Here is a 22,693-nt window from a genome sequence, read left to right on the forward strand (position 1 = left end):
CGATGAACAAGAAATTATCAATAGTCGTAAAACTGATTGCTGGCCTTGTGCTGTTTACTGTTTGCGCAAACAGTAAATCTGTATCAGCAAATCAGAACCCTAATTCAGCCGCCAGCTCCACCAGTTCTGGCAAAAAAGTTGTTATTAATAGCCAGGTAAAAGGTGAGCAAGCACAGCCAAATGTTTTATACATAATGCCTTGGCAAAATATGACGCCAAATATTCAAATTGATCAACCGAAAACACAACTTGTGTTACCTCAACTAACACCGGTTTATTTCAATGAATTACAAGCCTTGAGCAATCAGCCAAATGTAGCTGCTCAAGGGCAATCAAACAACGCAGCAAAGGAGTAAATAACAATGTCAGCATTTGACTCAATTATTCGATTTTTACAAGAAGGTGGTCCGTTTATTTATGTGATCGCCGCCGTGTTAGTAACAGGTTTGGCTATTACTATTGAAAGATATTTAGTTTTATCTTCAAGTTTAAAAGCCAACCGTATTGCTATGCGCAATTTACATCCAAGTTTAAAGGCGGGAGACATAGAGCGCATTAAACAACAAGTTGCTCAGTCAGATGCGCAAGTTTCGCAGGTGTTGCAAGCGGGTATTAATCGTATGGCAGAAGTTAAACGCCGAGAAGATCTTGAATATGCGATGGAAGAAACGGTTATGGAATATATGTTTCGCTTAGAAAAGCGCACGCCTATGTTGGCGACACTTGCAAATATCGCAACTTTATTGGGTTTGTTAGGCACAATTATGGGCTTAATTGCTGCATTTTCTGCTGTTGCTAATGCTGATCCTGCTGAGAAAGCGAATTTGTTGTCTTCAAGTATTTCGGTGGCGATGAATACCACTGCATTTGGTTTGATTACGGCTATTCCGCTTATTTTCTTTCACACGAATTTGCAGAATAAGACGGCGGAAATTGAAGATATGTTGGAAATGGCAGGCATCAAGTTATTAAATGGTTTGTCGTATAAGAAGCAAAACTCGGACGCATAATGCCTCAGCGACTCGATTGGTACTTTAGCAGGTATCAAAGCGATAGCTTAGAGCAAAATTTCTTTTTCAGGGATGAAAAAGCGAAGCGTACATGGAAGTATTTACAGCGGTTTGCGAAAGCTATGCTTTGGTGCCGACGATTGCCACTGGTTCGGCAGCTGCTTAACTGGATTGTGCATTTGGAGTTATTGGATTTTGAGTTGTCGGCAGGTTAAGCATTTGAGAATAATTATCGCAAAAACGCTGTAAATATGTCCTTGTACGCTCGCAAACGCCATCCATGGCGATTGAAGTTTTGCTCTTAATTATTGCTCAATTACTTAACTCGATTGTTCAATATGGCGCACAAAAAGGATAAATTGAAAAAGGTTTAAATATGGCTTTTGGAAGAAGAAAACTAAAAAAGGTACGGCAAGATGCTGAGTTGGATATCACATCATTTATGAACTTAATGATAGTGCTAGTACCTGTATTGTTGTTGAGTTTAGTCTTTTCACAAATACGCATTTTAAATATTCAATTGCCCGCACAAGCAGAAGGAGAAAGCGAAGATGATCCAGAGCAACAGATACTTGAGCTTGTAGTTAGCGATCAGGGCTTTACTTTGAATTACCCAAGCAATGTTATGCTTAAAGATTTTGCCAAAGAAGCAGATGGCAGTTACCCATATCAAAAGCTATCTGAATATTTGCAAAGTTTAAAACAAACTTTTCAGCAGCAAAAAATTGAAAAATCCGACATTGTATTATTGCTGGCTGAAAATACCGACTACCAAACCATAGTTTCAACTATGGACACTGTGCGGTCGTTTAAAGCTGTGGTTGCGGCTAACTTAGTAGACGCCGAGCTATTTCCCAATATCTCATTGGGCGATGCACCAACAAGCCAATTGGCTGAGCCAACTACAGAGGAGCTGTAATTATGCGTGTATCAGCAAAAGTACGTCGGCAAATTAAACACAGAAAACGCAATGCCGCAGGGGCTAAGTTAAATCTTGTTTCGTTAATGGATATATTCACCATCTTGGTGTTTTTCTTAATGGTTAATCAGTCGGAAGTTCGGGTATTACAAAATAATAAAGAATTAACCCTACCTGCTTCTGTAGCGGAAACTTTGCCTAAAGAAAATATTACAATTACTGTTCAAGCCAACAAAATACTCGTACATGAAAGATTGGTTTGGCAAGGCCGTGATAAACAAGCTGCAGTAAACGAGCTGGATAAAATTAAACAAAGCATTGAGCAAGAGCTTAAATTTCATCTGGATAAGAAACAACAAAACGGTAGTGCAACAATACCAGAAGCTGGTTGGCCAGTGACTATTTTGGGCGATGCAACAACCGAATACGCTTTGTTAAAAGAAGTGATGGCGATTTGTGCAGAAGTCGGCTATCGAGATTTATCGCTCGCAGTTGAGCAAAAATCTAAACCAGTGCAAGCAGGTTAAGGGGACTGGTGATGACAACAGCAAGCATGCAAATGGAATCACAATGGCTAGCGCACGGCGGTTATTCCGACAAACTGTTTAAACAAATATTAGCCGTACTGTTTATCGGTTATTTTGTTGTGGCAGTGGTTGTACCCAATATCGATGTGCCTGAGTTAACCCGCGAGCAGCAAACTCGTTTGCCGCCACAATTAGCAAAAGTTGTATTGGATAAAAAAATACCACCAAAACCTGAACCAGCACCACAAGAAATCATCGAAGAAAAAACGCCAGAGCCAACGCCTGTCGAGAAAAAACAAGCTGCCAAAGCAGCGGCGAAAAAAGTCGCACAAAAGGCGGGTTTAGCAGCAATGAAAGACTCGTTATTTGCACTGCGGGATGCAGTAAAAGTAGAGCAACCGAAACAGCCGCTAAAACAAGGCAAACAAACGCAAACAGAGTTTAAGCGTGATATGTTAGATGCAACTGCTGGTAAAAAAGCTGCGAGCATGCAGCAAGCACAAGTGGCAAAAGTGGAAGCGGCTGAACAAGCCGATGCTGTGCCAAATCAACAAATGCGTTTAGCTGAAAACGAGCAGTTACAAGATTTAGGTTTATACGGCAATGATGAAGCAAGCGTAGCTGACGAAACCACTGAAGGAGGTGAGTTAGCCAGCCGCTCCGAACAGGAAATTCGTCAAACCTTAGAAGCACACAAAGCAAGTTTATATCAGATATACAACAAAGCTTTACGCAAAAATCCGCTGCTGGCGGGCAAGGTGGTGTTTGAAATGCTGGTTACGTCCACAGGGGAAATTAGCCAAGTTTCTATCGTGAGTAGTGAATTAAACGATGCTAAATTAGAAAGACGTTTAATTGTTAAACTTCGTGGTATTCAGTTTGTTGGCAAAGAGGTCGCAGACACTGCAACTCAGTGGACGATTGAATTTTTACCGAGCTAGAGCTTAGGAAGTGATATGACAGATTACCAAGCATCAGAAAATTTAACTCAATACGTAGTGAATGCTTTTTCATTTGGGCCTTTTACCGGTAACCCGGCAGCGATTGTGCCACTTGAAGCTTGGCTTGATGACAAACTAATGCAACAAATTGCAGAGCAGAATAATCTATCTGAAACTTGCTTTTTCGTAGAGGAAGCTGGGCAATTTCATATCCGTTGGTTTACACCTGAAACTGAAGTTAATCTATGTGGCCATGCAACACTTGCGGCAGCTTTTGTCTTGTATGAGCAGTTAGCTTATCAGCCACCTGTGATTAACTTCAGCTCTAAATCTGGTTTGTTGCAAGTTGAAAAAAATCAGCATGGTTATGGGCTTAATTTTCCTAATCAAAAACCTAAACCTGTGCCAATGCAAGATGATTGGTTAAGCTGTTTTAATATAAAGCCAATAGCCAGTTATAAGGGCGAATATTTAGTTTTAGAGTTTGCAAGTCAGCAAGAGTTAATTGAACTTGAACCGTACATTTTAGAGTTAAAGCAGATATCAGAGCGTTTTGTTGTAGCAACAGCCAAAGGTGATGATTGTGATTTTGTCTGTCGATTTTTCGCGCCACAGTGTGGTATTAATGAAGATCCGGTTACGGGGTCTGCATATACGCATTTAATTCCATTATGGGCAGAGCGATTAAACAAAACCCAGATGCATGCAAAACAGCTATCCAAACGTGGTGGTCAATTATTCACAGAGCTAAAAGGCAACCGCGTTATTATCAGCGGCCAAGCCTCTTTGTTTAGCAAAGGTTCAATAGCTTGCTGATTTTATCTTAGTTACTTTTAATGCTTTTCCACGTGGTATTGGTTTTCGATACCACATTGGAAAAGATACTCTCCGATATCTATTAAGTGAAATACCTCAAGCTCTAAAATATCTAATACCTGCTCACTATATATTTTCCATTCAAAATCAGCGTCCGTATTCCCTAACCATTTATGTAGTTGCAGAACATGCTCGGCTAGTTTTAGCACTGACAAGATTTGTTTTTCATGAAAACCGCCGGTATTGAAGAGTGTTTGGCAGCTATGATGGTAGGCTAAAACATTGCAGACATCATGACTCAGTCCCCATGAATCGGCGATCATAAAACTCAAGAGTTCGTGAGAGGTTTTGAGATGGCTTTCTTCTAACGCTGAGATATCTATTTGTTCTTGCGTATAAGCTTGTTCAATAATAGACGGGTAGTTTTTATGTTTACAGTAAATTAATGCCATACCCGCATTATTAAACATACCAACTGAATATGCTTCGTCTGCAAAGTCTAAATGTAGGTGCTGGCATATTGCCATACAAGCTGCTGCAAGTTTTGCTGACGAATCCCAAATAGCATTGATAAATGCATCAGGTTTGTTATCACTGATGTTATACCTAAGCAAAATGCTCCGAACGAGCTGCACTATGCGCTTTGCTCCCAAAATCAAGCAAGCTTGTTGTACATTGTCTATTTGTCTGGTTAGAGCATATATGGGTGAGTTAACCACTTTAAGCACAAAACCCGATATTGCTATATCGACACTAATTAGCCGCGAAATTCGTTTAACGTCAGGTTCACTGCTATCAAGTTCATTTTGCAGAGCGAGCAATAACTCTGGGCGGGGAGGGATGTTAAAACCTTCTAATGCTAGTGATACTTTGGTTTTATCTATTGGAGGCGCCAAAACGAACATCCTTATTCAAGTGGACTAAGTTGTTAATTTAATTCCTTTAAGCCTAGATCAAAAAAGGCGTTATCGAAAATAAATAACGCCTTTTTTTAAACATTTTTCACCAGATTTGAAATTGGTTACTAATTAAAGGTAGCGCAATAATTTAGAGCAGAAGTTCAATTTCTGATCAATATGCGACAACGAAATAAGCCCAGAATAACTAACGCAAAACCGCTGTGAATACCTCCATGTACGCTTCGCTTTTTCATCCCTGAAAAAGAAATTTTGCTTTTAGTTATTGCTATTCTTCTTTCTCTGCTATTTATCTACAGAAACTTCCCACACGCTAACGCTGCCAGAAATTTCATTACCAACAATTAATAGCGGCTTACCAGTTGGGCTGTTTGCTGCATCAACAAACTTCATACCTTCAGGAGCCAAATCACCAGTAATGTCTGCGCCTTCAACTAATCCACGGTTGATAACGTAAGTTGAATATTTAGCATTGTAAGGGTCGGTAATATCGTAAACAAAAATGCCACCCATACGCTCTAAACCGATAAATGCATAAGTTCTGCTGCCAATTTTACCAATTGCTAATGCTTCTGGCTCTGGGCCTTTTGCATCAGAGCGGGTATCACCTTCATTTTCGTCTTCGTTGTTGTTAAACGCAGCACCGTGCATTAACGAGGTGTACATTTCGAAATCATCACCTGAATCGAATACTAAATTACCCATTTCATCAAAAATTGAGAATGAACGTGCACCGTATGCGTATAGTTTTTCGTATTTATTGTTTGCCGCGTTATAACCTAAAGCAGTTGTAACCAATAAACGGCCAAAACCATCATTCCCGCCATTAGCATTAAAAGTTGCTTGTAAATTATCACTTAGTGGTGCGATATCATCTAAGTCTTTTATGCGAGACTCTTCAAGGTAAGAGAAACAAATTTCTTCATCATCAAAAACATACAAACCATTTGGATGTTTTGTCTCACAGGCTTGTTTGTTTTCATCTTTTACGCTGCCGCCAGACAATGCATCGTCAATATATTCACGTGCATCACCTTCATTTGCGGTTACTACGTAACTTTTACCATCAACAGTGTAAGCTGCGATTGTGTCTGGTTGGTACATGCCATATAGGTTTTCGTAGTTGTTCAGCTCAATGCCAGAATCTTTGTCTGAAACGTCAATTTTGTACATGTTCCAGTTTTTAAAACCTAAACCATAAATGGTTTTGATTTCAGTTTTAGCTAAGTCGATAACAGCAATAGCGTTATTTTCTTGCATTGCAACAAAGGCAATTTTGTCGTCGCTGCTTACCGCAACATACTCAGGCTCTAAGTCTTGGCTAACTGATGCGTTATTTGGGTTAGCGAATTTAACACCTTGGCTCATTAACATATCTTTTTGGTTTGCGTAATCAGCGAAACCTAAATCAAGTGCTGTGTCAGCAATAACGCCGTTAGCTATCATGATAATTGATACCGAGCCTTCAGGGTCTACGGAATAATCGCCAGAAGGTTCACCTTCGTTTGCAACTAATACTTGCGTACCAGCATTATTGAAAGTCACCATATCTGGTAAATAACCAACTTCAACTGCTTTAATGAAAGCAGGCGTTGCACCTGAGATATCATAAAACGCAATTTTGCCTTTAGTGCCAGCCGCGCCAGCCATAGCAACTGCTAATAACTCTTCACCATCGTGAATCGCGATACTGTTTGCATCACCCGCAACATCATCACTTACTTTTAAAGTGTACATGATGCTTAGGTTTTGATTGTTGATTACACCTTCGTCGTCAGCTGTTAAAGCGTCAGCGTCTGCACCGTTTAAGTCGATAACTTCAACAGTCGCGTCATCACCAGAGCTATTTACTGCGTATATGTAGCCAGTTGATTTTTGGAAAGCAACAATTTCAGCTGCACCTTCAGGTGATTGTGCGTTTAAAACCACACGGCCTAACATATCCATTTGAACATGTTTGTCGCCTTTAGGCATATCTGAATCAGTGTCAGTGTTAATTTCTAAGCTACAGGCCGTTAACCCTGTAAGCATTGCAGCGCAAATAAGAGATTTTTTAAACATTCTAGTTGTACCATTGTCAGTCTATTTGTGATTGCGCAACACAATAAATGACCGGAGTGACAACTAGATTACGTCAATGTGACAGCTATATTAAGGCTATCTGACTACTTGTTTGTGGAAAGGAGCGTGGCGCTTTAAATGCGCCACTTAAGTTTGTTTTCAAGATGACTTTGCACTTGCTGCATATCTTCTTGTTTCGGTGCTATATAAATAACATCTACACCTTGTAGCCTAGAGGCTTTGCCTTGCATTTTTTCATCTGCTATATGTTGCCAATCTAACTCAACATCAGTTTTAGGCATAACAAATATATTTACCTGGCCTTGTTTGCCATCAATGACTAAATGTAGTGCACGAATAGCCTGCATTTGGCAATAATTGGCCGAATAAATATGGCCGATAGAATCGGTTAATTCAGCGCCATAACCTGCTAATTTGGCATTTACTTCAGTAAGTGGTACATCTAAATCTAACGATGCATGATACATAGCGTCGTCGTAAACATGTTGCATGGCTAACTGATTAATATTGGTAAATTCAGGATCTTGGCTCATTTGACTAAAACCAATACCGATAGCAAATGCAACAGAGGCTGCAGTTGCCATATACCAAGTCATTTTACGTTTTTGTTCACTTTTGTGTTGATCAAGTGACTGACGTAAGATAATTCGGCTGGCCAAGTCGTCAGGCACATCTACTTTCATTGCTCGCTCAAGTTTGCTTTCTAGATTTTGCATTTCATCTACAAAACGCTTTTTACTTGCATCAGCTTGCGCTGCTTGTTTAATTTCATCATCCAAATGTTTTGGATCAGCAAATACCTTGCGTCTGAATTCTAAATCATCCATTCGCGGACCTCTCTAACGTTGGGTTGTTATCCAACGCTTCTTTCAACATATTTCTCGCTCGGAACAGCCGTGTCATTACAGTGTTTTTGTTTAAATCCAACAAACCTGCAATTTCATCGCCACTAAAACCAGCAACAACCTGCAACACAAGCGGTTCTCTATATTCCAGTGGTAATTTATTAATTTGCCGATTCAACCAATATTGTTCTGTGTCGTCTTCAATATCGGTCGATTTATCTAAGATGTTTGGTTCGTCGTATTCGCTCATATCAAATTGTTTGCGCTCGAATCGACGGGCATTTTCGCGGCGTAAAATGGTAATTAACCACGACTTAGCCGCTTTTGCATCCACCAAACTATCTAAGCTTTTCCACGCGCGCAAAAAGGTTTCTTGCACCACGTCTTCGGCTATATGCTGGTCTTGGATCAGCCAATACGCATAGCGGTACAAATCTTTATGATATGCACTGACCAAAGCTTCGTATTGGCGCTGTTTTTCTCTCATGTCAGATAAGACCGACACTTTGTCCGATTTATTTCGAGAAAATAATTTCATTTTTTTCCGCTAAGGATTTAATTTGTTCAACTGCGGTTGTTGCTTAACTAAATGTTGATTACGAACTTTAGTTAATGCGTTTTTCAGTTGGTCACTGCTCCAACTACTTGGTTGTTTACTATAGCGGCTTGCTTCCATTGCTGCCAACTGTTCAGCGACAGTTTTATCAGCTATTTGATTAAGTAATTTAGCTAAAACTAAATTATGTTCGGTTTGTAACAACAGGTTTAACCAAACTTGCAACTTGCTGCGAATGTCGCTGGCATCATTATTTTTGAGTGATTTTAGTAGTTGTTGCCAAGCTAATTTTTCATCACGGCCATTATTGTTTTCAATTGATGTTTTTGCTGGTGCTGATTTTTTGTTGGCAAACCATATCCAAAGGGTAATTAACCAACTAATAATAGTTAATCCAATTAGCCCTAAAACATAAATATTCGACCAAATAGATTGGTTGTCATTGATTGGGGTAGGCGTAGTAGTTGCGCTAGCATCTGTTTTGTCATCTTCAACAACATCAATACATTCAATTGCTTCAGTGTTGTGGCCAGCAACTGGTGTAACAACCTGTTGATTAGGATTCGCAACCACTTTAATTTTTTGTTCTGCGACTGTGGTGGTTTCCATTTTCTCACGCGTGGTATTCCACCAAGTCAGTTTAATTTCAGGCAGAATAAACTCACCGATTTTGCTAGGCACTATCGCCGCGGTTTCAATACGCTGGGCAATCACTTGGTTGTTACGCGCACTGGTATGGGTTTGCGCTTGATCAGGATACACTTTAAAGCTGCTTGGGTATTCCACTTTTATTTCGGGTAACTGCTCAGCGCTGACATTCAATGCCGATAAGGTAATGGTACGGGTGATTGGCTCACCAACTGGATATTCTTGTTGTGGTGGCGATATTTCATCATTCAGCATAACCAATTCAGAGGGTAACCAGTGGCCTGCATAATTATCTGGAATAGGTTTTACATCCAAAGTTAATGAAGGGCCTGTGCGGGTAATAGTTTTGGTTTGATTAAAGAAAAACTGGCTGCGTCTACCATCAACCACTTCACCCTGAAAGAGTGGGCCATCGATAACAAATTCGCCACTGCGCTGAGGTGTAATCAAATAAGTGCGTTCAATTACGCGATAACGGCGACCATTAACCAGAGTTTCGTTTTCTTTATCTTTGCCTTGTTGTTCAACCAAAGCGCCCGCAATTTCAGGTTGAGTTAATGAACCACTATTTAGGTTAACGCCAATAAATAACTTTGCTGTGTAACTAACTTGCTGCTGTAACCAGACAGAATCAGCTGAAAGCTCTGCTTCGATATAAATATCTTGATCTTGCGCTGCAGTTTGTTGTGCACTTTTGCCAACTACTTGCAGTTTTATTGGTGTTGAACTTGCACCTTTATAACTAAATGCTGGAATGGTAAAAGTACCCGCAGCTTTAGGAATTAATCTCGTGGTAAAACGCGTTTCGCGGGTGGTATCAAAATTCACCATACGGGTTTGTTGGCTAACCGATGTGCCTAAAACTCTAAAGTTATCTTCTAGCACTTTAAAATCGAATATTGAGCTATCGACTTTATCATCTACCGTAACTATTAAATCGATAGATTCGTTAATAACCGCTGGGTTTTGACTAACGCTTGCAACCACTTCTAACGCATAAGCTTTTGCAAAAGTGATTAAACTTAAACTAATTAACAAGCATATTTTTTTAATTGTTACCAAGGCTGTGTTACTCCTGTTGGTGCTTGAGAACGACGACGTTGTTGATATTCAAGTTGCATTTTGCGGCGCAATAAATAAGAAGGATCATCATCCACTTTATTTAATAATTTACGCATAATTTGTTGCTGCTCTTGTTCAGCTCTTTGCTCTTCAGTCATTGGCTGCATAACTTGTTGCTCGCCATTTTCATCTGACTCTTCACCATTTTGTTGAGCGTTTTCGAGCATTTTTTGCAACTGCTCTTGTTTATTTTTTTCAGCTTGGGTTTGTTGATCTTGCTGTTGCTGACCATCTTGTTGTTGCTGACCATCTTGCTGTTGCTGACCATCTTGCTGTTGCTGACCGTCTTGTTGTTGCTGACCGTCTTGTTGTTGCTGACCGTCTTGCTGTTGTTGACCGTCTTGCTGTTGTTGACCGTCTTGCTGTTGCTGACCATCTTGCTGTTGTTGACCGTCTTGCTGTTGTTGGCCATCTTGCTGTTGTTGGCCATCTTGCTGTTGCTGATCATCTTGATTCTGCTGGCCATCTTGATTTTGTTGCTGCTGTTGTTGATTTTTCAACTGCTCAGCAAGTGCTTTATTCTTTTGCGCTTTTTCAAAATCAGCATTGCGTTTTAACGCTTCATCATAGGCTTCAATCGCTTCGTCTAATTTACCCAACTGCGCCAAAGCATTACCTTTATTATAAAAAGCATCGGCCGTATCTAGTTTAGAAAACTGCTCAACCGCGCCTTCTAAATCACCTTGTTTAAATAAAGCTGAACCTTTTATTGCAGGATCAGACGCTAGCGCACCCGCATCTTGATAGTTTTCTTGCTGCAAAGCAGTTAAAGCTTGTTGATTGTCGTTTTTAAATATCGAATCAAATACACCTGCATAACTATCATTGCTATAACCCATAGATAAAAACAGTAGAGGGATCACAAACAAACTTTGCTGACGCGCAAACCATAAAAACAACGGCAGGGCGAGAACAGATAAAACTGCACCAAAATCAAACCAAGCATCACCGGTAATTTCAGTTTGCTGCTGTTTAGCATTGCGGTTTTGTTTTTCAAGGCTATTAGTTACATATTTAATATCACGATCGTTGGTTGTTAATCTGTGATAATGGCCAGCAACTGAGCTTGCAAGGGTTGAAAGTTCCGATTCATTTAACTTCGGAATAACAATGCCGCCAGCGCTATCTTTTAATAACTCGCCTGATTGCAACTTTATTGGTGCGCCTTGTGGTGTACCAACACCAAATACAACTAAGGTGTAATCGGTATTTTTTAAATAGCTACCAACATCTTTAAATTCAAGCTCACTTACATGGTCGGTAAACCAATAAATTTCACCTTTCACATGGCCAGCATTTTTTAATAACTCAATTGCCTCTAAAATACCTAAACCTGCGTCGCTGCCCATAACCGGCATAATTTCTGGCTGTAGGCTTGGTAGTAATGCAACAACGTTTTTGCTGTCTGGCGTCAGTGGGCTAATGGTAAAAGCATCACCCGCATACGCTACTAAACCTAATTCACCTTCAGTAATTTGTCGTGCGAGATCAATAGCTTTAAAACGCGCTTGAGTTAAGCGGTCTGGTTTCAAATCTTCCGAGCGCATCGACATAGATAAGTCGAATAAAATCACTCGGCCAATATCGGCGCTAAATACTGGTTGTGGGCGTTTTTCCCACGCAGGGCCAGCTAGCGCGACAATAATAACAGTCAACAAAAAAACTAAACTGTACAAAGGAAACTGTTTAACTTGGCTGCTGTTTGACAGCAGTTTAGTTGCCAAGTGGGGTGGAATAAATTTATGCCAGCTTGATTGTATAAGCTGGTGTTTTTTCATATACCAAGCCAACAGAATACAAGGCAGTAAGGCGATTAACCATTCAGGGCGTAAAAAATGAAAATCACTCATTATTTAGCTCCTTCTGGTTTAGCGTTCAACTTGGCACTTAACTTATCGCTAAGCTGCATTTTAAACTGAAATAACAACGGCGTTAGTGTTAGCAATAAAGTTAGAATAAAGCCGAGCGACAAAGGCCAATAGAACAAACTGGTTTGTGGCCTTAACTGAATGGCTTCTTCACTAATTGGCTCTAATTTATCTAACTCAGCGTAAATTTTGCTTAGCTCACCTGCATCACGCGCTCGGAAATATAAACCACCAGTTTCTTTAGCAATATTGCTTAAGGTTTTTTCATCTAGATCAGCTGACGGGTTATGTTTTTGATAACCAAAAAAGCCTTTAACCAACATCTCATCAGCACCAACACCTATGGTATAAATTTTAATGCCTTCGCTTTTAGCCAGTTGCAGTGCTTCTTTTGGTTGTAAGTTGCCAGAGGTATTTTGCCCATCAGTTAATAAAATTAAAATTTTATTGCTGTTGTCTTTGGCGGCAAAACGTTTAGCTGCTAAACCCATAGCATCACCAATAGCGGTTTTATCACCCACTAAACCAATTACAGTTTCATCCAACATTTGTGCAACTGTATTTAAGTCGCGAGTCAGGGGTGTTTGTAAATAGGCGGTGTCAGCAAATAAAATAAGCCCTAGGCGATCGCCCAAACGGCGCTGAATAAAGTCTTTCAATACAAACTTTGTCATATCTAAGCGGTTAACTTTTTGCCCGTTAATCACCATGTCGTCCATTTCCATAGAGCCTGATAAATCGACCGCCAGCATAATGTCGCGACCTTCGGCTGGTAAAGTAATCGGCTCGCCAACCCACATTGGTTGACTGGCGGATGCTAATAAACTTAACCAAATAAGCCAAGCGGCTAAAGTTTTGCCAATAGATGTTTTCGACTCAGCCGTTTGCTGCTGAGTTAAACTATGCTTCGACAGAAATGGTGCTTTTAACCGCGCACCTTCAAGCTGGGTTTTATTGGTTACAAACTTGGTTATTAACCAAGGTAAAGGAAGGAGTAAAAATATCCACGGCCACTCAACTTCAAACATCTTGGGCTCCATTTTTACGACTGATCTGTTTAACTAATTTCACCACAGCTGCTAACTGTTCGGCTGAAAGTATTTGGCTGTGATCTTCGGCCGCATATTGGTGGCTGTACAAACTACTTAATAAATTAAGTTCAGCTGGTTGCCATTTTTTAGCAGACTTTTCTGTGTGTTTAACTACTTTATTCAACCAAAATTCATGCATTTGGCTGGCTGATAAACTAGCAACACTCGCACGACCGTAATAATGCATTGCCAGTTGTTTTAGCAACACGGCTGCTTGTTTGGCAGATAAACTAGGCTTAAGCTGTTTAATAATCTGCTTTTTAAATGTATTAAATTTTTTGTGTTGGTAGATATAACGGCCAAGGGCAATTACAAGCACCAAGGCTAGAATAATAACTAACCACCAACCCCAAGCTAGCGGCCACCAACTGGTTTCTGCTGGTACTTGCACATCTTTAAATGCTTCCATTAAATCGTTCGGATTCATCTAAGTTGTACCTCTAACGGTTCGCCCGCACTAATATTAATTGCAGTGCAGCGGCAGCGTCTTAACCAAGTGTCTTGCTGGTCTATCATTTGTTGGTATTCAGTTTGATAACTCTGTGCAATTTTTTTATCACCTAAAGTCACAACACCTTGTTCACCATTGTATTCAACGGGCAAATTCATGCGCCCAGAAAATTTAGGTAAAGCTTGTTCCATAGGGTCAAAAATGCGATACGCCATTAACTCACAATGTTGCGATAACAAAGTTAAGTGTTTGGCTGCAACTTCATTAAGGTTGTGAAAATCACTTATGATAATTACTAAGCTACCTGGGCGGGCTAAGCGGCGCAGGCGCATGCAAGTTTGGGTGAAATGATTGTCTGATTTAGCGCTGTTGTTTGCTGTTTGCTCGTCAGTCTGCTCACTGATTTGTTTGGTCATTTGTTGTAAATGATGCAAATAGTGTAAAACCGCAGGTGTGCGCGCTTTGGGTTTTTGTTCGTTATGTTGTTGCTCGTTAAAAACGATACCACCTAAACGATCGCCCATACGGTTAACCGACCAAGCCATTAAAGACGCTAAATGACTAGCTTGTACCGACTTAAACATAAGCTGACTGCCAAACTGCATAGACTCAGATAAATCAGTGACAATAAACACAGGGCGTTCGCGTTCTTCGCGGAACAATTTAGTATGGGTAACATTGGTACGCGCGGTAACACGCCAATCTATCATACGAATATCGTCACCCGGCTGATAATGGCGAACTTCGTCAAACTCCATACCACGGCCCTTGTGCGCCGAAACATATTGGCCTGCAAGGCGTGCTTGCAAACCATGTTTAGGTGACAAGTCGAGCAAACCCGTTTTGCTGCGATAATGCAGCAACTCAGGCATAGCAACTTTTAATCCATCGGCTGAAATAGACTGCAGCCAATCTAAATGTTTAGCTGACATAAGGCGAATTACGCAACAGCGACAAGTTGTAAAATTTTATCTAATACGTCGTTGGCTTTAACACCATCTGCTTCTGCTTCGTAGGTTAATACCAAACGATGACGCAACACATTATGAAACACAGCTTGCACATCTTCTGGTGTTACAAAATCACGACCTGCTAACCAAGCTTTGGCACGGGCGCATCTGTCTAATGAAATAGTTGCACGTGGTGAAGCACCAAACCCTAACCAACTGGCTAATTGCGCATCGTATTTGGCTGGCTGACGTGTTGCGACAATTAAATCAACAATATATTGTTCAATTGCATCTGCCATATGAATGCTTAATACAGCTTCGCGAGCGGCAAAAATGTCTTGTTGTGACAGCTTGTCAGTTAAGCTAACTGATTTGCTTAAGGCTTCGCCTCGGGTTAAACGCAAAATTTGTTGTTCAACTTCTGCGCCCGGGTAATCAATTTCTAAATGCATTAAAAAGCGATCTAGCTGAGCTTCTGGTAACGGATATGTACCTTCTTGCTCAAGCGGATTTTGTGTCGCCATAACCAAAAATAAATCGGGCAGGGCGTAGGTTTTTTTGCCCACGGTAATTTGTTGCTCTGCCATTGCTTCTAATAAAGCTGATTGCACTTTAGCAGGCGCACGGTTTATTTCATCGGCCAACACTAGGTTATGAAACAAAGGCCCTGGCTGAAACTCAAATGAACCATTTTCAGGGCGATAAATATCTGTACCTGTTAAATCGGCAGGTAATAAGTCTGGGGTAAATTGCACACGGTGAAAATCGCCATCAATTCCTTTAGCTAAGGCATTAATTGCGCGGGTTTTTGCTAAACCTGGCGGCCCTTCAACCAACAAGTGACCATTGGCTAACAATGCAATTAACATGCTTTCGGTCAATTCTGGCTGACCTATTACTTGAGTGTCTAAATAGTGTTTTAGCTGGTTAAATTGTTCTGCCGGCATAATCTTATTCTTATCTGTTAGTTAATCTGTACCCGAGCTCGTCAGACTCAGCACCGTACAAAAAGTTCATTAATTGGTTATTGGAGTATTAATAGGGATAAAAATGTATAATTCAATGGTTTAAATAGACAAACATGGTGAATTGCTTGTTAACAGGTTTAACCGCACAAATTAGCGCAAATTGCACAGGTATTGTACTTGGCTCTATGCCGGGGCAGGTGTCGTTAGAAAACGTGCAGTATTATGCGCATCCACGAAATGCTTTTTGGCCGATAATGCGTAGCTATTTTGCATTTAATGCAGACAACAGCTATCAACAAAATGTTGTTGAATTAAATAATAGTGGCATTGCATTATGGGACGTTATCGCCCATTGCCAACGCCAAGGCAGTTTAGACTCAGCAATTGTTACCAGTAGCATTCAAACCAACCCATTTGAGCAATTATTTGCTGAATACAACAAAATTAAACATGTGTTTTTAAATGGGCAAAAAGCCATTAGCTTATTTGAAAAGAAAGTGCTTACAAAATTGGAAAGTGTAGAAGGGTTGCAGATATACAAGCTGCCATCAACTAGCCCGGCATATGCTGCAATGAAGTATCAAGACAAAGAAAAAGTTTGGCACCAAGCATTAGCCGATGCCAACTTTTAACTCTTTTTCTTGCAGGTGGTCTTAGTCTGCTATGGCGTTAGGTTTGCCAACGGTCACCAAGTTTTTAATTAAACTTTGGAATTCGTCGTTAGCTTTTGTTTCGGGTGAGCGTTGCCAGCATATTTGCATCATTGCTAAAAACTGACTTACATTTGGCTCACTTTTACCTACTACCCAGTTGTGGTAAGTCGCTCGTGATACTTTGGCTGCTTGATATAAATCTTTTTGAGCCAAACCAACAGCTTTACGGGCTGCTTCTATTTGTTTACCGCTAAAAAATTTGTCCATAATATCCAACTACTACTCTTTTTAAAATTTGGACTTCACTTAAAACCACCTATAAAAAATATATTCATATTTGGTTTTAAGCTCCTATCTGTGACTTTATATCATGTAAAATAAGGGGATTAAAGTCATTAAGTGTGTTTTTACAACTGATAGGAGCAGTTAACGCGTTAACTGCCTACGCATTTAGACAAGGCGGATTCTAAACTGTTATATTGAAAAGAAAAACCTTGGTCAGTTAAATACTTAGGCCACACAGCCTGACCTGTCAAGATAATGTCTGACATTTCTCCAAAAATGCTACTTAATACCCATTTGGGCGTGCGAAATATGCAAGGGCGATGTAGTACTTTGGCTAAGGTCTGACTAAAGGTTGTATTAGATACGGGGTTTGGCGCAGTTAGGTTAATAGCACCATGGCAGTGCTGATGTTCAATTAAAAACTTAATCGCATTGATATGGTCGTCAATATAAATCCACGACATCATTTGCCTGCCACTACCCATTGGCCCACCTAAACCCAACTTAAACGGCAGTAACATTTTAGCCAGCGCGCCACCATCTCTACTTAAAACTATGCCGGTGCGAATAACACAAACGCGCGTATTGCTATTGCAACTCAGCGCTATATCTTCCCACTTTTTACACACTTCATAAGTAAATTCTGGATGAACTTGATAGTTGCTTTCGTCTACTTGTTCGCTATCGGCTTGTCTGCCGTAATAACCAATGGCCGAGCCTGATATAAACACCTGTGGTTTGTGTTCAGTTTGGTTAATTAAGTCAGCTAATTGTTGCGTTATCTGCCAGCGGCTTTGGCAAATTTTATCTTTTTGCGAATCGCTCCATCTTTTATCAGCAATCGGCTCGCCTGCAAGGTTAACCACAATATCAAAATTAAACTCGTTAGCTGCGGGCAACTGCGAAAGCAAATCAACTTCGTCAGGCAATAACTTTTGTGCTTTGGCGGGAGTGCGGGTTAACACACTAATATGGTTGTTTGAGTTGTTGTTAGCTTTAGCATCAGCTAACAAGCTGCTAATTAATGCACGACCAATTAAACCTGTACCGCCAGTTATCAAAATTTTCATAACAGACACCTTAGCTGATGGTTAACCCAGATATGTGGGTATGAGTAAGAGTATAGACTACTTCTCGCAGCTTAAAGTCAACGAAACTGAGTCTGCAAACCTTAAAGCATAAGGTTTATCAATTTCTACTTCAGCATATTTCACCCAAGCATGTTCGCTGGCAATTTCTAACACATCAGACGTTAATTTCTCTAATAAATAAAAGCGATTGTTTTCAACATGCTGAATAATTTTTTTGGTGATGCTGCGGTAGTTAAGTGCATCGTCCATATTATCACTTTGGCTAGCTTGCTCTGCGCTATATTGAATTTTGGCGTTTACCACAACATCTTGTTTGTTTTGAATTTCTTCGTCTTTAATGCCAATAAAAGTTCTAAGCCTTAAATTTTTAATTTTAATAGTGGCAAGATGCGGCTGGTTGCTCATTTGTTTTCCTTGATTTATTCGTCAATTATTTTCAATATGTGCACAATATAACGAATTCTGCTAAAGAATGGATCATCTATATGTCTGTTACCCATCATCCAGTTTTTCGCGTTTTTATTGTGCTGGCATCACTTGTAGTGATATTGGCAGGTGTTAAAGCGTCGCAACAACTGCTTGTACCTTTTATTTTATCTATCTTTATTGCCATTGTATGTCAGCCGGTTATCCGTTTGTTGGAAGGGGTAAAAGTACCTAAGTGGGCAGGGGTTACACTTGTGGTGGCGCTGATAATTACTTTAGGTTTTTCACTTGCTAGTTTAGTTGGCCAGTCAATTAACGACTTTAGTAAAGACCTACCACTCTATAAAAACAAACTGCAAAGCGAAATATTTTGGTTAACTGAAAAACTAGCGTCAGTGAACATACATTTAAACAAAGAACAAATAGCCGAACATTTTGACCCAGGTGCAGCTATGTCGTTAGCCACTAATATGTTATCGGGTTTAGGTAATACCCTGGCTAACGTATTTTTAATTTTATTAACCACAGTATTTATGTTGTTTGAAGCCGACACTGCACATAAAAAACTCTATTTAATGTGGGATGAGCCTGCCAAACACATCAACAAAATTGACGAGTTTTTAAAGTCGGTTAATAACTACTTGGCCATAAAAACTGTGGTCAGCATAGGCACAGGTTTATTGGCCGGTACTTTGTGTTGGATTATCGGCGTCGATTATTTTGTGCTTTGGGGCGTATTGGCATTTTTGTTTAACTATATTCCGAATATAGGTTCAATAATTGCTGCAATACCCGCTGTGTTATTAGCTTTAGTGCAAATAAGCCCAAGTGCTGCGTTAGGTTTAGCCATAGGTTATGTGGTTATAAACACGGTAATGGGCAACGTGGTCGAGCCAAAATACATGGGCAAAGGGTTAGGCCTTTCCACCTTAGTGGTATTTTTAAGCTTAATATTTTGGGGCTGGTTATTAGGGACTGTTGGTATGCTGCTATCTGTCCCCCTAACTATGGTTGTTAAAATAGCCGCCGACTCATCTGATTCCGCCCACTGGTTAGCTGTGCTGCTGTCAAACCAAACCGAAGTGGAAGAAGAAGCAGAATCGCACCAGATTTTTGATACGGAAGAAGAGTGAACTAAAAATTTATGTAGTTTGTTTTAAATTGTACATTAGGACGTGGGGGATTATTTGGAACTATCTATATTCTTGTACTGGCTTCTTCTTTTCTCGGCTTTTTTGGGATGGTATGCGCACCACATTGACCAAAAAAGGTTGGAATGTAGATCCGATATCTTGTGGCATTTTGCCCCAAGGTTTTTACTATTTTTTCAAGTTGCTTCGGTTGTTCTAATCGCAATTTTTGCGCTTTTATCCATATTGAAGGCTAACAAGTGGTTGATTTTGTTTTTATTCACAGGGGCGGTTTTATGTATTACATACTTCTATTTCAAATATTCATTGGTTAGCAGCAAACTTTTTAAGTCGCTTTTTGTAAAATTCGTGGTTATTTCGTTAGGTATTTCTATTACGTTTTATTGCTCTATCGAAATTGCGACATACATGGCGCGCTTAACAAAAACGCCCTCCGGTACATTTTCTATATTTGAACACCTATTGGTCATCGTCTATAGCTCGGTTATGTGGGTTGCGGTGTTACAAGCTCTGATGATGCCGCTGGCTTTATTTTTACAGTACAAATTGGCGAAAGATGATTTACCCAATTCGGATGTTATCTTGGCAATTTGTACGATTTTGTTATTGGTTGGGATAGTGTGTAAATTTTTCGCTGGGTTTATTGTTGTAGATGTTATGCCTGAACTTGTTGACAATTATTTCGTTCGATGGATGTATCACCCAAATACCGATCCAGATGGAGTGTCGGTTCTATGTAATAATGTCCTACTAGATAAAGACTCGCAAATTGTGCTTCTGCCAGCGAATGAAGTGTCTGTTGCCATTCAAGATCAGGGCAAGTGGAATTTTTCCACACTTGTGTGTAATTTGTAGTTTGTGCAATCAATTAGGCTTAGTGAATGTTATCTTCTTCTGGTGATTGTCCGAAATACCCAGAGAGCAATTGCAGAAGGCTCCAATATTTTGAGTAGATTATTTGAATTTGATCACTCGTTTATGAATTCTAGAACCATAACTTAGTATCAAAGGGGGAAATGTGATCAATGATTTAGATGGTTTCTGTACAAGACTCAATATTTCCAAGGATGATTGGAATAGAGCTAATATTAGTTTAGATAGCTTGAATCTAATTTTACAGAAGCATGCAGATAACACAGCTCATTTGAATGAAGCTGCTGAGTTTTTAGCTAAGATGTTACAAAAATGCCCGCAAGTACACTCGGTACGGTGGCGTATTAAAGATCCAGAACACCTAGCGGAAAAGATAATTAGAAAGCGAATGTCTGGAGTAAAAAAGTATCTTGAAATTAATGAAAATAATTATTCTGAATTAGTCACCGATTTAGTCGGAGTTAGGGTTTTACATTTGTTCAAGTATGAATGGTTAGATATACATGGTTATATTTTGAACTACTGGACTCCGTTAGAAGGCATTAAAGCGTATATTCGGGAAGGCGATGAGGCTTCAGTTGTTAAGAGTTATGAACAAAACAAGTGTGAGGTTGAGACTCATCCTTCGGGTTATAGGTCAATTCATTACATTATCTCAACACAACCAACGATAAAAAAAATCATTTCCGAAATTCAAGTTCGAACGATATTTGAAGAGGCTTGGAGTGAAATCGATCATAGAGTTAGGTACCCAAATTTTTCAAATCACAAGTTGTTATCCTATTTCTTAACCATTTTCAATAAAATTGCTGGAAATGCTGATGAGATGGGGACTTTTGTAAAGGAACTGACTGCAGAAATCAATGTTCACGAAGCAAGAATTGCTCAGGTAAAAGCCAGTCAAGAAGAGCATCTGTCAAAGATCGAAGAGTTAGCTTCTGCATTGTCCAATGAGAAGGAGCAACACAAAAGTATGTCTGAAAATCTTAGGCAACTGCAATTGGAGGTTCGGGATTTGAGAGAAACCGCTCAATTGTCTGGAGAACATTTATATGCAGAACGTTTTTTGAAGGGGAACCCTGTATTATCTAATTTGGATTCGGTTGCAGGACTTGGTCTGTCCCATTCTATGATGCTTGGTCTTGGTTTATCGCCATCAACTTTGTCTGTAATGGATGCCCTGGGAGCAATGTCATTTGAAACTCGAAAAATAAGTGGGCTGGGGAGCGCAAGTTCACTTGGGGAGGCAGCGCTAGATAATGATCAAGGTGTTGATTTAGGCGAGTATAAATTTCTTTCTAATGATAGTGATAATTGAATAAAAAGTTTATTCAACTCATAATGTGATTCAATTAAGGCGTTTATTTGAATCACGCGAGGTTAATATGTGGCTTTGGCAACGAGAAACTTGGCCCAACTTTAGTTGGGATAAACAAGTAATCAACCCTATATTACGCCAAGTTCGTCTTAACCAAGGTGTATTGTTGGGTAAAGTTGGCGCACAAACCGCTGATCAAAACCAAACAATGCTAGATACCTTGCTGGCAAACATAGTGCATTCCAGCGCGATAGAAGGTGAAAAACTCAATGCCTTTTCGGTGCGCTCCTCACTTGCGAATAAACTCGGTTTAAGCGAAGAAAAACCTTTTCCAACCACAGAACAAACCGATGGTTTAGCCGAAATTATGCTAGACGCGGTGCAAAACCTCGACGAGCCATTAACCTTAACGCGCATTTTAGACTGGCATAAAAAGCTATTTCCAGCCGGTTATACATTATTTAACCCTACAGTTGCAGGCCAGCTAAGAGGTGATGCGCCTATGCAAGTGGTGTCGGGCAGAATAGACAAACCACAAGTGCATTTTGAAGCACCTAACAGACAAATATTAGAAGCCGAACTCGATGTTTTTATAAACTGGTTTAACCAAAGCAAAACCGACAGCGAATTAGACCCTTTACTACGTGCGGCAATAACCCATTTATGGTTCGTAACTTTGCACCCGTTGGATGATGGCAACGGCAGAATAATCCGATTATTAACAGACTTAGCATTGGCACAAGCAGAGAAACAATCGGTACGATTTTACGCCATGTCAGTTGCCATATTGGCCGACCGTAAAGGTTATTACCAAATACTAGAACAAACACAAAAAAGTGATTTAAACATAACCAACTGGTTAGTTTGGTTTTTACAAACGCTAGATAAAACCTTTGCCGGTGTAATGGCCGAAGTAGACAAAACCGTAATTAAAACAAATTACTGGCGACGAATAGACCAAACAAAATTAACCAGCGAACAAGTAAAAGTATTAAACCGCATGTTAGATGGCGATTTTGACCAAGGCATAAACACCAGCCAATACCAGAAAGTAACAAAAGTAAGTAGACCAACCGCCACAAGACACTTAGCCGCACTGGTTGAAACTGGATGTCTAGTTAAGTCAGGTGCAGGTGGCAGGAGTACAAGGTATTTGTTGGTGGGGTGAGTGGTTTGGGGGCTGGT

24 protein-coding genes are annotated in these 22,693 nt (G+C 40.0%); 11 read left to right on the forward strand and 13 right to left on the reverse strand.

Going from position 1 to position 22,693, the window contains the following annotated elements:
* Nucleotides 1–2 precede the first annotated feature (2 nt).
* The 6 genes from WSC_RS0117505 to WSC_RS0117535 all read left to right on the forward strand — a co-directional run bounded on the left by WSC_RS0117505 (nt 3) and on the right by WSC_RS0117535 (nt 4,213).
* The gene (locus WSC_RS0117505; protein ID WP_016957253.1) at nt 3–356 is read left to right on the forward strand and encodes a hypothetical protein; all 354 of its coding nucleotides are present in this window, start codon (nt 3–5) and stop codon (nt 354–356) included.
* A gap of 6 nt (nt 357–362) precedes the next feature.
* Complete coding sequence (locus WSC_RS0117510; RefSeq protein WP_016957254.1) at nt 363–1,010, forward strand: MotA/TolQ/ExbB proton channel family protein; 648 nt, start codon at nt 363–365, stop codon at nt 1,008–1,010.
* A gap of 376 nt (nt 1,011–1,386) precedes the next feature.
* Nucleotides 1,387–1,929 (forward strand): biopolymer transporter ExbD, encoded by a 543-nt coding sequence (locus tag WSC_RS0117520; RefSeq protein ID WP_016957256.1) that lies wholly within the window; start codon nt 1,387–1,389, stop codon nt 1,927–1,929.
* A gap of 2 nt (nt 1,930–1,931) precedes the next feature.
* Nucleotides 1,932–2,456 carry an ExbD/TolR family protein gene (locus WSC_RS0117525; protein WP_016957257.1) on the forward strand — a complete coding sequence of 175 codons (525 nt, stop codon included), beginning with the start codon at nt 1,932–1,934 and terminating at the stop codon, nt 2,454–2,456.
* An 11-nt stretch (nt 2,457–2,467) separates the two neighbouring features.
* Nucleotides 2,468–3,397: an AgmX/PglI C-terminal domain-containing protein gene (locus tag WSC_RS0117530; protein WP_016957258.1), complete on the forward strand. Its 930-nt coding sequence runs from the start codon at nt 2,468–2,470 to the stop codon at nt 3,395–3,397.
* A 15-nt stretch (nt 3,398–3,412) separates the two neighbouring features.
* Nucleotides 3,413–4,213 (forward strand): PhzF family phenazine biosynthesis protein, encoded by an 801-nt coding sequence (locus tag WSC_RS0117535; protein ID WP_016957259.1) that lies wholly within the window; start codon nt 3,413–3,415, stop codon nt 4,211–4,213.
* Between the two features lie 17 nt (nt 4,214–4,230).
* Here the strand turns inward: WSC_RS0117535 and WSC_RS0117540 are convergent, their stop codons facing one another.
* From WSC_RS0117540 to WSC_RS0117585, 10 genes are all read right to left on the reverse strand, one after another.
* Nucleotides 4,231–5,109, reverse strand: coding sequence for an HDOD domain-containing protein (locus WSC_RS0117540; protein WP_026016925.1), 879 nt, complete (start codon nt 5,107–5,109; stop codon nt 4,231–4,233).
* A 306-nt stretch (nt 5,110–5,415) separates the two neighbouring features.
* A complete protein-coding gene (locus tag WSC_RS0117545; protein ID WP_016957261.1) occupies nt 5,416–7,191 on the reverse strand; it encodes a choice-of-anchor I family protein in 1,776 nt (591 codons plus the stop codon).
* 134 nt (nt 7,192–7,325) lie between these two features.
* Nucleotides 7,326–8,039, reverse strand: coding sequence for a DUF3379 family protein (locus WSC_RS23250; protein ID WP_016957262.1), 714 nt, complete (start codon nt 8,037–8,039; stop codon nt 7,326–7,328).
* Nucleotides 8,032–8,595, reverse strand: a complete 564-nt coding sequence (locus tag WSC_RS0117555) for a sigma-70 family RNA polymerase sigma factor (RefSeq protein WP_016957263.1) — start codon at nt 8,593–8,595, stop codon at nt 8,032–8,034. Before WSC_RS0117555 ends, WSC_RS23250 begins: the two co-directional genes overlap by 8 nt.
* Nucleotides 8,596–8,604: 9 nt before the next feature.
* Nucleotides 8,605–10,323, reverse strand: coding sequence for a BatD family protein (locus tag WSC_RS0117560; protein ID WP_016957264.1), 1,719 nt, complete (start codon nt 10,321–10,323; stop codon nt 8,605–8,607).
* Nucleotides 10,317–12,233, reverse strand: coding sequence for a vWA domain-containing protein (locus WSC_RS0117565; protein ID WP_016957265.1), 1,917 nt, complete (start codon nt 12,231–12,233; stop codon nt 10,317–10,319). The genes WSC_RS0117560 and WSC_RS0117565 overlap by 7 nt, the downstream gene beginning before the upstream one ends.
* Entirely contained in the window at nt 12,233–13,279 is a 1,047-nt protein-coding gene (locus WSC_RS0117570; protein ID WP_016957266.1) for a vWA domain-containing protein, read from the reverse strand. The genes WSC_RS0117565 and WSC_RS0117570 overlap by 1 nt, the downstream gene beginning before the upstream one ends.
* Nucleotides 13,272–13,769, reverse strand: coding sequence for a DUF4381 domain-containing protein (locus tag WSC_RS24370; protein WP_016957267.1), 498 nt, complete (start codon nt 13,767–13,769; stop codon nt 13,272–13,274). The genes WSC_RS0117570 and WSC_RS24370 overlap by 8 nt, the downstream gene beginning before the upstream one ends.
* Nucleotides 13,766–14,725 (reverse strand): DUF58 domain-containing protein, encoded by a 960-nt coding sequence (locus WSC_RS0117580; RefSeq protein ID WP_016957268.1) that lies wholly within the window; start codon nt 14,723–14,725, stop codon nt 13,766–13,768. Before WSC_RS0117580 ends, WSC_RS24370 begins: the two co-directional genes overlap by 4 nt.
* An 8-nt stretch (nt 14,726–14,733) precedes the next feature.
* A complete protein-coding gene (locus tag WSC_RS0117585) occupies nt 14,734–15,690 on the reverse strand; it encodes an AAA family ATPase (RefSeq protein WP_016957269.1) in 957 nt (318 codons plus the stop codon).
* 146 nt (nt 15,691–15,836) lie between these two features.
* Here WSC_RS0117585 and WSC_RS0117590 point away from each other — a divergent pair, with 146 nt between their 5' ends.
* Nucleotides 15,837–16,343, forward strand: coding sequence for a DNA-deoxyinosine glycosylase (locus WSC_RS0117590; protein WP_016957270.1), 507 nt, complete (start codon nt 15,837–15,839; stop codon nt 16,341–16,343).
* Nucleotides 16,344–16,364: 21 nt separating this feature from the next.
* Here WSC_RS0117590 and WSC_RS0117595 read toward each other — a convergent pair whose 3' ends face one another.
* The 3 genes from WSC_RS0117595 to folX all read right to left on the reverse strand — a co-directional run bounded on the left by WSC_RS0117595 (nt 16,365) and on the right by folX (nt 18,145).
* Entirely contained in the window at nt 16,365–16,631 is a 267-nt protein-coding gene (locus tag WSC_RS0117595) for a helix-turn-helix transcriptional regulator (protein ID WP_016957271.1), read from the reverse strand.
* A 167-nt stretch (nt 16,632–16,798) separates the two neighbouring features.
* A complete protein-coding gene (locus WSC_RS0117600) occupies nt 16,799–17,719 on the reverse strand; it encodes a TIGR01777 family oxidoreductase (RefSeq protein WP_016957272.1) in 921 nt (306 codons plus the stop codon).
* A gap of 57 nt (nt 17,720–17,776) precedes the next feature.
* Nucleotides 17,777–18,145 (reverse strand): dihydroneopterin triphosphate 2'-epimerase, encoded by a 369-nt coding sequence (folX, locus tag WSC_RS0117605; RefSeq protein ID WP_016957273.1) that lies wholly within the window; start codon nt 18,143–18,145, stop codon nt 17,777–17,779.
* Nucleotides 18,146–18,225: 80 nt separating this feature from the next.
* Between folX and WSC_RS0117610 the strand changes: the two genes are divergently transcribed.
* The 4 genes from WSC_RS0117610 to WSC_RS0117625 all read left to right on the forward strand — a co-directional run bounded on the left by WSC_RS0117610 (nt 18,226) and on the right by WSC_RS0117625 (nt 22,676).
* The gene (locus WSC_RS0117610; protein ID WP_016957274.1) at nt 18,226–19,299 is read left to right on the forward strand and encodes an AI-2E family transporter; all 1,074 of its coding nucleotides are present in this window, start codon (nt 18,226–18,228) and stop codon (nt 19,297–19,299) included.
* Nucleotides 19,300–19,353: 54 nt separating this feature from the next.
* Nucleotides 19,354–20,172 carry a hypothetical protein gene (locus tag WSC_RS0117615; protein ID WP_016957275.1) on the forward strand — a complete coding sequence of 273 codons (819 nt, stop codon included), beginning with the start codon at nt 19,354–19,356 and terminating at the stop codon, nt 20,170–20,172.
* Nucleotides 20,173–20,335: 163 nt separating this feature from the next.
* A complete protein-coding gene (locus tag WSC_RS0117620) occupies nt 20,336–21,508 on the forward strand; it encodes a RelA/SpoT domain-containing protein (RefSeq protein ID WP_016957276.1) in 1,173 nt (390 codons plus the stop codon).
* Nucleotides 21,509–21,575: 67 nt separating this feature from the next.
* Nucleotides 21,576–22,676, forward strand: a complete 1,101-nt coding sequence (locus WSC_RS0117625; protein ID WP_016957277.1) for a Fic family protein — start codon at nt 21,576–21,578, stop codon at nt 22,674–22,676.
* The last annotated feature ends 17 nt before the right edge of the window (nt 22,677–22,693 follow it).

It is taken from the genome of Catenovulum agarivorans YM01 (genome assembly GCF_000281085.1).
Classification (GTDB): Bacteria; Pseudomonadota; Gammaproteobacteria; order Enterobacterales; family Alteromonadaceae; genus Catenovulum; species Catenovulum agarivorans.

What these genes read in the sequence shown, in the direction of transcription:
- WSC_RS0117505 (WP_016957253.1), top strand. Translation starts at nt 3, where the DNA reads ATGAACAAGAAATTATCAATAGTCGTAAAACTGATTGCTGGCCTTGTG.
- WSC_RS0117510 (WP_016957254.1), top strand. Translation starts at nt 363, where the DNA reads ATGTCAGCATTTGACTCAATTATTCGATTTTTACAAGAAGGTGGTCCG.
- WSC_RS0117520 (WP_016957256.1), top strand. Translation starts at nt 1,387, where the DNA reads ATGGCTTTTGGAAGAAGAAAACTAAAAAAGGTACGGCAAGATGCTGAG.
- WSC_RS0117525 (WP_016957257.1), top strand. Translation starts at nt 1,932, where the DNA reads ATGCGTGTATCAGCAAAAGTACGTCGGCAAATTAAACACAGAAAACGC.
- WSC_RS0117530 (WP_016957258.1), top strand. Translation starts at nt 2,468, where the DNA reads ATGACAACAGCAAGCATGCAAATGGAATCACAATGGCTAGCGCACGGC.
- WSC_RS0117535 (WP_016957259.1), top strand. Translation starts at nt 3,413, where the DNA reads ATGACAGATTACCAAGCATCAGAAAATTTAACTCAATACGTAGTGAAT.
- WSC_RS0117545 (WP_016957261.1), bottom strand. Translation starts at nt 7,191, where the DNA reads ATGTTTAAAAAATCTCTTATTTGCGCTGCAATGCTTACAGGGTTAACG.
- WSC_RS23250 (WP_016957262.1), bottom strand. Translation starts at nt 8,039, where the DNA reads ATGGATGATTTAGAATTCAGACGCAAGGTATTTGCTGATCCAAAACAT.
- WSC_RS0117555 (WP_016957263.1), bottom strand. Translation starts at nt 8,595, where the DNA reads ATGAAATTATTTTCTCGAAATAAATCGGACAAAGTGTCGGTCTTATCT.
- WSC_RS0117565 (WP_016957265.1), bottom strand. Translation starts at nt 12,233, where the DNA reads ATGAGTGATTTTCATTTTTTACGCCCTGAATGGTTAATCGCCTTACTG.
- WSC_RS0117570 (WP_016957266.1), bottom strand. Translation starts at nt 13,279, where the DNA reads ATGTTTGAAGTTGAGTGGCCGTGGATATTTTTACTCCTTCCTTTACCT.
- WSC_RS24370 (WP_016957267.1), bottom strand. Translation starts at nt 13,769, where the DNA reads ATGAATCCGAACGATTTAATGGAAGCATTTAAAGATGTGCAAGTACCA.
- WSC_RS0117580 (WP_016957268.1), bottom strand. Translation starts at nt 14,725, where the DNA reads ATGTCAGCTAAACATTTAGATTGGCTGCAGTCTATTTCAGCCGATGGA.
- WSC_RS0117585 (WP_016957269.1), bottom strand. Translation starts at nt 15,690, where the DNA reads ATGCCGGCAGAACAATTTAACCAGCTAAAACACTATTTAGACACTCAA.
- WSC_RS0117595 (WP_016957271.1), bottom strand. Translation starts at nt 16,631, where the DNA reads ATGGACAAATTTTTTAGCGGTAAACAAATAGAAGCAGCCCGTAAAGCT.
- WSC_RS0117600 (WP_016957272.1), bottom strand. Translation starts at nt 17,719, where the DNA reads ATGAAAATTTTGATAACTGGCGGTACAGGTTTAATTGGTCGTGCATTA.
- folX (WP_016957273.1), bottom strand. Translation starts at nt 18,145, where the DNA reads ATGAGCAACCAGCCGCATCTTGCCACTATTAAAATTAAAAATTTAAGG.
- WSC_RS0117610 (WP_016957274.1), top strand. Translation starts at nt 18,226, where the DNA reads ATGTCTGTTACCCATCATCCAGTTTTTCGCGTTTTTATTGTGCTGGCA.
- WSC_RS0117625 (WP_016957277.1), top strand. Translation starts at nt 21,576, where the DNA reads ATGTGGCTTTGGCAACGAGAAACTTGGCCCAACTTTAGTTGGGATAAA.